We start from the raw sequence: 12712 nt of genomic DNA on the forward strand, positions 1-12712 counted from the left end.
TTTAATCGGAGGGTAATGCAAATGGTTAAGTCAGTGGATAGGGCGTTAACAATTATTTCATTAGTAAGCAAGCGTAAAGAAGGGATTGGGGTTACTGAGCTTGCCTCCAATCTAGATTTAAATAAAAGCTCTATATTCAGATTATTAAGTACTCTTGTAGATCATGGATTCATCGAACAAAATCCTGAAACTAAAAAATATAGATTAGGCTATAAATATTTAGAATTAAGTTCGATGCTGCTTGAATCTATTGACTTGAGAACTCAAGCTAAACCTTTTCTGGAAGAGTTAGAATCACATATTAATGAAGTGATCCACTTGACCGTATATGATCAAGGAGAGGTAATCTATATTGAAAAACTTGAGGGAAGTGAAACCCTTAGAACACATTCACAAGTAGGAAGACGGGCCCCAATGCATTGTACGGCAGTCGGGAAGGTAATCTTAGCCCATCTGCCATTAAATGAGATCGTAGATATAATTGATAAGCATGGTTTACCAAAGCATACTGAACAAACGATTACAGATAAAGAATCTTTTTTTAAAGAATTGGGGAAAATAAGGAACGAAGGTATTGGTAGAGAAGTTGAAGAAAATGAACAAGGAATCACCTGTATTGCAGCGCCAATTTTTGATAATCGGAAGAAAATTACTGCTGCCGTTAGTATTTCAGGACCAAGCATCCGAATGACTGAAGAAAGATTAACTGAAATTAAACCAATTATAATGGATATTGGTAAAAAGATTTCCAAAAGGCTTGGTTACACAGAAAATTAAATAATGTGAAAAAAGAATTGGTATCAGACCAATTCTTTTTTTGTGGCAATTTATTGATTCAAGTTTACCTTCGAATGGGCACTCTGATCTTTTGTCCTTCAAAGAATTTTTATAAAAAAATTATTGACAAAAATACTTGAAATATTCAAAAAACGGTGATAATATCAAAATAAGAAACATGGTTAGTTAATAAGCAACAGGATGCATATTTTTTTAATTATTAAATGAAACTGTGTTGCTTATTACGAAACTAAGAGGAGGAGTAATAGTGGATTTTTCTAAAGAGAAAAGCAAATTTTATAATAATCTAACGAAAACAATTCGCCGGCACATAGTTAAGATGACGAACCATGCAGGAAGTGGTCATCCCGGTGGTTCTTTATCAGCAACTGAACTAATGTCCGTGCTATTTTTTGAGCACATGAATGTTGACCCTAACAACCCAGATTGGCAAGACCGAGATTGTTTCTTCCTATCTAAGGGTCATTGTACACCTGTATTTTATTCAGTATTAGCTGAAAAAGGTTTCTTCCCAGTTGAAGAGTTAATGACATTCAGGGATGTTGACGGTAGGTTACATGGACATCCATGTGGAGAGCATATTCCAGGTGTAGACATATCTTCAGGATCACTTGGTCAAGGATTATCAGTAGCTAATGGTGTTGGACTAATTGCAAAACTAGATGGTAGCAATAGAAGATCATATTGCATGATTGGTGATGGGGAATTACAAGAAGGTCAAGTATGGGAAGCGGCAATGACAACTGCACATTACAATCTTGATAACGTTTGTGCGATTATCGACTGGAACAAAATTCAGCTTGATGATTTTGTTGAAAATGTAAAAGGTGTAAAAAATCTTGGTGATAAATTTAGAGCTTTCGGTTGGCACGTTGTTGAAATTGATGGTCATGATATTAATGCAGTTAATGAAGCGTATAAAGAAGCTAAACGCACTAAAGGTAGACCTACTGCAATTCTAGCTCATACGGTTAAAGGTAAGGGAGTTTCATTTATGGAAGATACACATGATTGGCATGGAATGGCTCCAAATGATGAGCAATTAGAAATCGCTTTAAAGGAGTTGGCTTAAGATGGCAAATCAAGAAGCACCACGTAAAGGTTTTGCTGATGCACTGATTAGACTGGGAGAAAAGCATGACAATTTAGTGGTACTTGACGCGGACTGCGCAAAATCAAATATGACAAATCTATATAAAAATAGATTTCCAGAACGCTTTTTCAACATCGGTATTTCGGAATGTGATTTAGTGGGTACTGCAGCTGGTATGGCAGTGGCAGGTAAAGTACCATTTGCGAATGCTTATGCAAACTTCCTGACTGGGCGCGCATTTGATCAAATGAGAATTTCTGTATGTTATTCAAATAACAATGTGAAAATTGTCGGTCATAACGCTGGTACTTCAGCTGCTCAAGAAGGTGCAACACATTTACCGCTTGAAGATATTTCTTTAATGCGCTCACTTCCACGTATGACTGTAATCGTACCAGCAGATGCGGTTGAAATGGAAAAAGCAGTAGAAGCAGCTTATTACCATGACGGACCTATTTACCTGCGTGTTGGCAAATTACCAGTACCGATTGTTACAAAAAAGGAAGAACCATTCAAAATAGGTAAAGCAATAAATTACCGTGAAGGATCAGATATTACAATCATCAGTACGGGGATAATGCTTGATGAATCACTAAAAGCAGTAGGTGAATTAGAAAAGCAAGGTGTAAGAGCTGAACTTTTACACATTCATACAATCAAACCTATTGATAAAGAAGCCATTATTGCATCTGCTGCGAAAACAAAGCATGTTATCACAGTTGAAGAGCATTCAATTATAGGTGGATTAGGTAGTGCAGTTGCTGAAGTATTATCAGAAAACCAACCAGCTAAATTAAGAAGAATCGGTACAAATGACCGTTTTGGAGTTTCGGGAAAAATGGATGAATTACTTGATTTCTTTGAATTAAGAGCACACCGTATTGTATCTACTGCAACTGAATTATTAGGGCATAGAGTAACTAGCTAATCACATTTTTAGATAATGAAAGGGGGAGGGTTTTTGTCAAACGTAAGCCATTATCCAAGTTTAAAGGATACTTTAGAAAATCCTCTCTTCTCTAAAACGGATGATAGCCTTCGTGCTAAAATCAAAGCTCATTTAAAACAAACAAAACATAAGTTTATCGTTTTAGATGATGATCCAACTGGTGTCCAAACGGTACATGATATCTTTGTCATCACGGACTGGGGAAAAGATTGGATTAAAAAAGGGTTATCTGATGAGAGAAGTGTACTTTATATTTTAACAAACACAAGAAGTTATAATGCAGAAAAAACGGAAAACATCAATAGAGAGATTGTCCAAAACATTGTTGACGTTACTAAGGAAATGGGTATTAATTATTCGATTATTAGTAGAAGTGACTCAACATTAAGAGGGCATTATCCACTTGAAATTAATGTGCTCCAAGATGAATTATTAAAAACTGCTGATGTACAAATTTCAGGTCATTTAATCATACCGGCTTTTTTTGAAGCACATCGTTACACCATAGATAATATTCATTATTTAGGTATGGATGGTCAGCTTGTCCCAGTTAATGAAACAGAATTTGCGAATGATTCAGTTTTCGGTTTCGATACTGCTAATTTGCCGAAATGGATTGAAGAGAAGACAAATGGAAGCGTAAATTCAGAGTCAGCTTTGATCATTTCACTTGAAGATATTCATGATGGCGGCATTGATAAAGTTTATGAGATCTTACTATCTGCCAACAATAATGCCCCTATTATAGTAAATGCTAAATCTTACTATGATTTAGACATCGTATCATTAGCTGTCCTTAAAGCAATTGATTCAGGCAAGCAATTCTTGTTTAGAACTGCAGCATCTAGTGTAAAATCGATTGCGGGAATTCAGGATCGTCCATATTTATCAGCAAATGAGATTGTTTCAAATGATGAAAGCCAAAACAATGGTGGATTTATTATAGTGGGTTCTCACACGAATAAAACTACGGAACAAATTAAGGAACTAATGAATAAATACCCGATTGAACAAATCGAAATCAATGTTGTGAAAGTTCTGAATAAAGAAACAAGAACTGAAGAGCTAACACGAGTATGTCAATTAGTAGATCATAATATTTCTTCTAATCGCGATACGCTTGTATATACGAGCAGGGATTTAATTAGTACGAAAGATAAGGAAGAAAACTTAAAGATTAGTCAAACTGTTTCAAGTTCTTTAGTTAAAGTTATTCGCTCACTAAAAGTAAAGCCGAAATTCATCATTGCAAAAGGTGGTATAACTTCGAGTGATGTGGCAACTGACGGCTTAGATATTAAATATGCAAAAATTTTAGGGCAAGCGATCGCCGGTGTTCCAGTATGGTTAACCGGAAGTGAAGCCAAGTTCAAAGATACACCTTATATCGTATTTCCAGGCAACGTTGGGGATAAAGATTCAATTGCTCAAATCTTTGAAAATATAAAAAAGGATCAAAAGGGAGAGATATAAATGGCTAAACAAAAAATGACAGCTGCTGAGCTAATTGCCTTGTATTTAGAAAAAAGAGGGGTGAAACATGTTTATGGTGTACCGGGAGCTGCAATTTTACCATTCTATGATGCAGTAAAAGAATTAACTAAAATTGAATCATATATTGTCCGTCACGAGCAAACGGGTGCTTTCATGGCTGACGGCTATTCAAGAGCAACTGGTGAAGTAGGCGTATGTGCTGCCACATCAGGTCCTGGTGGAACCAACTTCTTAACTGGCCTTTACGGTGCATGGATGGATTCCATTCCAATGATAGCCATTACCGGTCAACAAAAAAATAGTTTAATTGGAACCATGCAATTCCAAGAAGCGCCTATCGTTGAAATGGCAAAGCCTGTAACGAAAGCTGCATACCGTTTAACTGACGGTTCGAAAGCTGCTGAATTTATCCATGAAGCATGGGTAACAGCTACTACTGGCAGAAAGGGTCCAGTCCTTCTTGATTTACCAGTTGATCAACAAAAAGTTGAAATTGAAGTCGACTTAGATGAGCTTATTGGTTCTACTCCAGTCGATAACTTACCACAAGCTTCTGACGCTGATATAGAGAAAACATTAGAATTATTAAAAGATGCTAAAAGACCGGTCTTACTTTCTGGTGGAGGGGTCAACATTGCAAACGCTACCATTGAATTAAAAGCGTTAGCTGAAGAACTGCAAATCCCTGTAGTAACTTCTGGCATGGGGATGGATACATTCCCTAACGATCACCCTTTATTCGCTGGACGTATGGGAACGATGCTTGATACTCCATTCGGCAACAAAACAATTGTTGAAGCCGACTTAGTCATTAACCTTGCCGGACGTTTCGCTGATCGTTCAACTGGTAATGTTTCGGTATTCACACAAAACGGTAAGAAAATTATCCACGTAAACCTTGATAATAAGGAAATTGGTAAAGTTGTACCAACGATTTTAGGTATCGTTTCTGATGTTAAAACATTCATGGTTAAACTTGCAGAAGCCCATAAAGCACTTGGTGCTCATGTCGCAGCAACTGCCGAAGTAGGTACTAGAGTTAACTTAACTGAAGAGCGTAAGAAATGGGCACGTAAAACGGATTACACAACACTTCCAATCAGACAAGAGCGTGCATTGCGAGAACTTCGTGAATTCTTGGATCGCGATGCCTTCGTATCACATGACTGCGGTATCAGCCAAATCTGGTCTAGTCAATTATTTGAAACGTATGTACCAAGAACATACTTATTAACTGGTGGTGCGGGGACAATGGGTTGGGGCCTTGGTGCAGCAATGGCAGCGAAACTTGCATTTCCTGAAAGACAAAGTGTAAACATCCTTGGTGATGGAAGCTTAGGGATGTCATTACAAGATATTGCTACAGCTGCAAAACATGATATTCCGGTAATTATTTTCTGTATGAATAACTCATTAATGGGATTAATTCGTCAACAACAAAACTGGTTCTATAATGAACGCCAAATTTCTACAGACTTAATTTACAAAAATGAATTATGTGATAATGAAGAGCGAGGAATCGACTTTGTTAAAACGGCTGAAGGTATGGGTGTTCGTGGTGAGCTTGTTACACATTATGATGATATCAAGCCAGCTCTACAACGTGCAGTTGACTCAGGTAAACCATATTTAATCGAAGTTATAGTTGATCCAGATCCTAAGAACGCATGCGAATTCTCTAACAACGGTGCACTTAATGGATTCAAATACTCAAAAGATATTGATTATTCAAAATAATCATTACTTTTGATGGAAGTGATTTTTTTGAAGCAATGGGATATTAACCTAACCTATTGCTTCAAAAAACATATTAGTAATAAAAAGTAGTATTGACTGTACTTAAATAATGGGTTTATTAAAGGAGGGAAGCCGAAAAATCGGCGAAACAATGTCAGAAAATCTTCATAATTCCATGAAAGTCGGAATTGTTCACTTTATGGCTTATCCGGAAACGATGGGTGGAGATGGTCCAACTGTTGAAACAATTAAGAAAATTGTACAAGATGATTTTTTCTCTGGAATTGAAATTACATCTATTAACAATCCTGAAGAACGTAAAGAGGCTACTCAAATTTTACAATCTGGCGGAATGACTGTAGGATTTGGTGCACAACCGATTCTATTAAGAAACAAAGGAAACCTTAATTCTTTTGATGAAGCTGAGCGTAGAAGGGCTATCGATTTAGTAAAAGTCGGAATTGACCAAGCTTACGAAGTAAATGCTGCTAAACTTGGTTTCTTAAGTGGGGCTAAACCTGATACTCAACAAGATGTTGCATTACAATTACTAACGAATTCCATCAAAGAATTATGCGATTATGCAAAATCTAAAGGTGATTTAGTACTTTCACTTGAAACATTTGATGATGAGACAGATAAGAAATGTCTAATCGGTTCGAATAAACTTGCTGTTGAAGTTGCAAAAGAAGTTCGTAAAGTAGATCCTACTTTCGGTTTAATGCTTGATTTAAGTCATTTACCAATGCAACGTGAAACTTCTTCTGATGCATTAACGGTTGCTCGTGATTATATTAACCATGCCCATATCGGAAATTGCTACATTAAAGATACTTCGGATCCTGCTTACGGAGATCAGCATCCGCGTTTCGGATATCCAGGAAGTGAAGTTGATGTTTCTGAATTGGCGGAGTATTTACGATCTCTATTAGAAATTGGTTACATCGGTGAAGGTATAAAGAATATAGTCGCTTTTGAAGTAAAACCTGTAGGTACAGAATCATCAGATATTGTAATTGCACAGTCAAAACGTACTCTCATTGATGCATGGTCATTATTACATTCAAAAAAAGGGCGTTTAGTTGGTTAGCCTACCTATATATTTACTATATGTACTAAACGGTGACAAGCACTTTTGCCTGTCACCGTTTAGTCTAAAATTCAATTAGCTTATCATGAAGAATTCCTATTGAGCAACAACTAACTAAGGTGTTAATATGACTTTGCATAAAAAAAACTGGATATAGTAATAAATAACAAACATTTTTTAGAGATTAATTGGCAAGGAAGTGATCGATTGGTTAAACTACAGAAGGATGTTGATGCTATAAGAATCAACACTAGAACCGAAGAACTTGCTGCTTGTTCATCTACATCTGTTGGTGTCACTAGACTACCTTTCACAGTGGAAAGTTTAAAAGCAGAAAGCCTAGTTGAAGAGTGGATGAAAGCAGCTGGGATGACGGTAAGAAAAGATGCTCTTAACAATATAATCGGACGTTATGAAGGGAAAGATCCTACAGCTCCAGTTTTAATGATTGGTTCACATTTAGATAGTGTGATTGAAGCAGGTAAATATGACGGTATTTTAGGAGTTATAACTGGAATAGAAGTTGTTCAAACTCTTAAGGATAATGGCATTATATTATACAATCCAATCGAAGTGGTAGGTTTTTGTGATGAGGAAGGAGTAAGGTTTCACTCAACTTTCCTCGGTAGTAAAGCGATTGCAGGAACTTTTACCGCTGAAGATTTAGAAAGGGCAGATGAACAAGGAATAACAATTGCTGAAGCGTTAAAAGGAATTGGTATTGCTGACCCATATGCTTATAAAAATGCTAGTCGTTCTCCAGAAGAACTTCTCGCTTATTTGGAACTTCATATCGAACAGGGGCCTGTGCTTGAGAAGGAGAATGAACCTGTCGGAATAGTTCGTGGGATTGCTGGTGCTACAAGATTTTATTTTGAAATTATCGGGAAACCTGGACATGCAGGGACAGTTCCTGTTGCCCTTAGACAAGATGCACTTTTAGGAGCTAGTGATCTCATTTCCTACATTGAGAACATCGCTATCCAAAATGAACCATTGGTAGCGACCATTGGTAAACTTACTGTAAGTCCGGGTGCTAGTAATGTAATACCTGGCCTTGTAACAGGGACGCTGGATATCCGTGATTTAAATGTTGATCGTAAGAAAAAAGCTATTGATGCCATTTTAACTGAAAGTGAAAGAGTAGCAAAAGCTAGAGGACTCCAAATTCATTTTGAACAAGTCATGGAAGCCGATCCTGTATACTGTGATGAACAATTGATTACAGTAATCGAGGAATCCATTCACGAACTGGATGGAAGCGTCATCAGTCTTGTAAGTGGTGCTGGTCACGATGCAATGGCTATGGCGGATGTAACGAATGTTGCGATGATTTTCGTTCGTTGTAAAGATGGTCTTAGTCATCACCCTGATGAATTCGTTACTGTAGAAGATATGGGCGCAGGAGCTAGAGTTCTTTACTCTACAGTAATTAAAATAGCCACAAAACAATATTGAGGGACATATAAGGTTTTATATAAATATAAGACTAACTTACAAAAAAACTCGTGATCCGACTGTATCGGATCACGAGTTTTTTCAAAATGAATACATTTCAATCAGTACCTCTTGAACAAACCAGTCAACAGTCATCAGAAGCTTTTTCCTATAAGATTGAATGCTTCGAAAAGCTCATTCGATAAGAAATATATTTAAGATAGAGATCCATCAAGCGATAAAACAGTCATACGTATCAACACAGATCCTATGATTACAAAAGGAGTTCTGGATGGACTCTTTATCAAGTTAATAAAAAAGCCACTGAAATTCCTGGATTCCTCCATAATCCAAGGATTCTGTAGCGTCACTTCAGAAAAAGAAGCCGAGTTTTACTCTTCATATTGATCTCTGTCTGCGTTGGCAGTTTACCTTCAGTCAATACCTGCTTAAGTAGTAATTACAATTACTTATTAATCACTGTTATCTCTGAAAATTGAACCCATGAGTAAAGCTATACGTAAGTGAAGTGAGTTTTTTGAATCATGGACGGAATAATTCAAAATGTCCTCACATTTGGCAATTCGGTATTTAACGGTATTACGGTGAACAAACAGTTTCCTGGATGTAATCGCAAGTTCACAATTATTATCCAAATATACCAATAAGGTATTAATTAAGTCTTTTTCATCTTTATTTTTCGGATAGGATAGAGAACGTAAAGTATTTTCATAAAATTTTTTTAAATCTTTTTCGGGAATTAACCGAATCAGTTCGATTAATTGCTTGGTCTCGTAAAAGTTTATAAATTTATTTTGAAACAGTTCAGACCCATGTGTCCATGCTTCCACTGCCTCTTCGTATGTAAGGTGGATATAGGTAAGGTCATTAGAAAAGTTACCAACTCCAAACGACAACGAAATTTTTAGATTTGAATAAGCCTCATTCTGGAATTCCTTCAGCCTTTCTTCTATTATGCTTTTAATCGAATCATTAATATTCAGAGGAGATTGCATCAAAATAACAAAATAACCATCTTTCATAAAAACGATGTTGTTAGTATCTATTTTTAAAAATGATTTATGTAAAAATTTATATAAATAGTCGTATAATCTATTCATTATTTCTGCACTTTTTTGTAAAGCGTTTTGTTTATCATAATCAATCTTACATACAATGCATACGTATTTCATATTGTCGATTAAGCCATGCTGTTTTCCCCTATGAATAATTTCTTGTTTGTTGGAAATCTTTCCATCAACAAGGGAAGCAAAAAAGTTATTTTCTAACAAACGACTGTTTTCTCTAATAGCCTCGTTTTTAAGCAGCGTGAATGAAATGACTGTAGATGCTTGCTCTATAGCTAATTGGGAAGATGGGTATGAAAGCTTCTCAGGGTGAAGAATTATTAGTAAGTATGGATAGGGACGCATTGTTTTCACCCGAAACAATTTTATAGAAATGTCAGTATTTTGGATGTTAATTGTGAGCTGGTTTTTTTCTAGGTATGTTTCTATATCACTTTTAATGTGTTCCTGAACATTTTTCATAATGATTTTCATATTTCCTGTACGAAAATGATGAGAAAAGGATGTTACATCACCAATAGGATCAAGTAGGAGAACAGGACATTTTAATAGGGAGCCAAGATTTTCAATTAAAGAATTCAGGCTGTAGCCTTTTATCATCATATTGGTAAATTCCTTGTGAATATGCATCGCATAAAATAACTCTTCGATTTTGTTATCCCATATAAAGCTTAATAATTGATGAGCAACCGCACCTAATGTTAATGTCTCTGGAATTTGAATAATGGGAAATTCTAATGAGTCAGCTAATTCGATTACTTCCGGCGGTATCTTATCAATGAATCTTTTAAGTTTAATGGCGATCCCTGCACATGGAAGCTCATTAATTTGGGAAATGAGATTGCATAATGCATGAGGGTCGTCTTTAAAAGCGTATCCTGTTGTCAATAATAGGGAGTTTTCAGCTAAAAAATTGATGGCATCTGGTGTTTCTGAAATCTCAATTGATTCTACTTTCCTTTTAAGTCCGGCATGTCCAGCAATAATTTTGGCTTCTCGAAACACATCAACGATAAATAAATCTTCTACCTTTTTCATCATACACCTTCTAATTCTACATTTTGTCGGTTTTTATTTCTAGAAAGGGAAGAAAACGAATGTTGTTAAATTTGGACAAAAATTTAAATGGTAATTGTTTACATTGCATAATGATTTTGTGAATTAATCCGTTTATAATCAATTGTATAGAGGATTGAAGGTTAATGAAACTGTTTTCAAGATTTTTTTGCATTCCATAAATATCAAGTTTTTATTATATTCAGCAACTATATTTATATTTAGAAGCACATACAACCATAATTTTTTTCAATGGTTAAAAATTTTTTTTAGATATTTTCTTCAAGAAAAGTACAGGAACGAGAGGATGTGGTTAAAGGGGCTTAATTGATGGGAATGTGAAACAGTCAGTGTAATAGTCCGAATATTAAAAAATAATTTTAGGCAGGAATAAACGTTGAAGGGGAAAGTACACTCATTATTGACCGCTTTGGCGGGTTTCTTCATTATGCAACTGTAAAAGAGGATTGGCTTTGATTTCCCATAGAAAGGAATGAACCTATGGCTACATATGATTTACTCATTAGAAATGGAAATCTTGTAATGTTTGATTCGATTGTTCAAGGAGATATTGCAATTAAGGAAGGGAAAATTAAAGAAGTGTCCATCGGAAAAAATATTGATGCTACTGCAACAAGAGAAATTAATGCTGACGGGCAGCACATCCTCCCAGGATTAATTGACACTCATGTTCATTTCAACGAGCCAGGCAGAACTGAGTGGGAAGGTGTTCAAACTGGTAGCAGAAGTTTAGCGGCAGGTGGGGTGACAACCTATTTTGATATGCCATTGAACAGTACACCACCAACAATCAATAAAGAATATTTGGCAGTAAAGAGAGCTTGCTCCGAAGAAAAGTCGGTAATCAATTGCCGCTTTTGGGGTGGACTTACACCAGAAAATATTGAGAATATTAAGGAACTTGATGAAAATGGAGTAATTGGATTTAAAGCTTTTATGTCACCGAGCGGAATTATCGATTTCAATCATGTCGATGATATTACGATTTTTAAAGGGATGAGAGAAATTGCCTCAATAGGTTCACTTTTAGCCGTTCATGCTGAAAGCACAGTCATTTGTGATCAGCTTGCACAAGAAAAACAAAGACAAAATAAAACGACTGCAAAGGACTTCGTCGAATCAAGACCGATAATTTCCGAAATTGAAGCGGTTAGAAGAATAATTTCATATGCTGAAGCTACAGGTTGTAAACTGCATATTGTTCATGCGAGCAGCCGGAAAGTAGTGGACGTCATTAATCAGGCAAAGCAAAGAGGCCTAGATATCACGGTAGAAACATGCCCTCATTATTTATCTTTGACATTAAAAGACTTAGAGGAAAAAGGCGGATTGGCAAAGTGCTGCCCTCCACTGCGTGATGATGAAGAAGTAGAACAATTATGGGAAGCTGTAGCAAACGGAGAAATTGACGTTATAGCATCCGACCATTCACCAGCACCTGCATCTATGAAAGAGGTAATAAATGAAGACTTTTTCAGTGCCTGGGGTGGGATTTCTGGTGCTCAAACTACGCTCAATATTATGTTGACAGAGGGGCATTTTAACCGTAATCTTCCTCTGGGGAAAATTGTTGAATTAACATCAACGAATCCAGCTAAGTTATTTGGCCTTTATCCCCATAAAGGGATAATAGCGGTTGATAGCGATGCTGATTTGGCGATAGTTAATCTGAACAGAAGCTTCGAGCTGAAAAAGGAAGATTTGTTCTACCGCCATCAGCAGTCGCCTTATGTTGGCAGGACATTCAAAGGGCAAGTAACGACGACGATCGTCAATGGGGCTATAGTTTTTGAAAATGGAAGCATTACCACTGTGGAAAAAGTAAAATCTAGAGTTGTTAAGCTATAAAGGACTGAGAAAATCTTAATCATTTTATTAGCTGATTCGCTTTCAGACATTTGTTTTAGGCTTACACAATCTTAAAGGAAAAAGAAGCCTGTAAGGAACTG

The 12712-nt window shown here is 36.3% G+C and carries 9 protein-coding genes; 8 read left to right on the plus strand and 1 reads right to left on the minus strand.

Translation table 11 applies throughout. The features are described from left to right. Window positions 1-21 precede the first annotated feature (21 nt). From N0M92_RS03285 to N0M92_RS03315, 7 genes are all read left to right on the plus strand, one after another. Window positions 22-777: an IclR family transcriptional regulator gene (locus N0M92_RS03285; protein WP_260284443.1), complete on the plus strand. Its 756-nt coding sequence runs from the start codon at window positions 22-24 to the stop codon at window positions 775-777. A 268-nt stretch (window positions 778-1045) separates the two neighbouring features. Then, the gene (locus N0M92_RS03290) at window positions 1046-1870 is read left to right on the plus strand and encodes a transketolase (protein WP_076367514.1); all 825 of its coding nucleotides are present in this window, start codon (window positions 1046-1048) and stop codon (window positions 1868-1870) included. Between the two features lies 1 nt (window position 1871). Further along, on the plus strand, window positions 1872-2819 hold the full coding sequence (locus N0M92_RS03295; RefSeq protein WP_260284444.1) for a transketolase family protein: 948 nt from the start codon (window positions 1872-1874) through the stop codon (window positions 2817-2819). 33 nt (window positions 2820-2852) lie between these two features. After that, window positions 2853-4313, plus strand: a complete 1461-nt coding sequence (locus N0M92_RS03300; protein ID WP_260284445.1) for a four-carbon acid sugar kinase family protein — start codon at window positions 2853-2855, stop codon at window positions 4311-4313. After that, the gene (locus N0M92_RS03305) at window positions 4314-6071 is read left to right on the plus strand and encodes a thiamine pyrophosphate-binding protein (RefSeq protein WP_260284446.1); all 1758 of its coding nucleotides are present in this window, start codon (window positions 4314-4316) and stop codon (window positions 6069-6071) included. Window positions 6072-6180: 109 nt separating this feature from the next. Continuing rightward, window positions 6181-7161 (plus strand): sugar phosphate isomerase/epimerase family protein, encoded by a 981-nt coding sequence (locus tag N0M92_RS03310; protein WP_260284447.1) that lies wholly within the window; start codon window positions 6181-6183, stop codon window positions 7159-7161. A gap of 207 nt (window positions 7162-7368) precedes the next feature. Next, window positions 7369-8619, plus strand: coding sequence for an allantoate amidohydrolase (locus N0M92_RS03315; RefSeq protein ID WP_260284448.1), 1251 nt, complete (start codon window positions 7369-7371; stop codon window positions 8617-8619). A 452-nt stretch (window positions 8620-9071) separates the two neighbouring features. Here N0M92_RS03315 and N0M92_RS03320 read toward each other — a convergent pair whose 3' ends face one another. Next, window positions 9072-10724: a PucR family transcriptional regulator gene (locus tag N0M92_RS03320; protein ID WP_260284449.1), complete on the minus strand. Its 1653-nt coding sequence runs from the start codon at window positions 10722-10724 to the stop codon at window positions 9072-9074. Window positions 10725-11243: 519 nt separating this feature from the next. Here N0M92_RS03320 and N0M92_RS03325 point away from each other — a divergent pair. Beyond that, window positions 11244-12611 (plus strand): allantoinase, encoded by a 1368-nt coding sequence (locus N0M92_RS03325; RefSeq protein WP_260284450.1) that lies wholly within the window; start codon window positions 11244-11246, stop codon window positions 12609-12611. Window positions 12612-12712 lie beyond the last annotated feature (101 nt).

Origin of the sequence: Peribacillus aracenensis (genome assembly GCF_025175645.1) — a bacterium.
Taxonomy (GTDB): domain Bacteria; phylum Bacillota; class Bacilli; order Bacillales; family DSM-1321; genus Peribacillus; species Peribacillus aracenensis.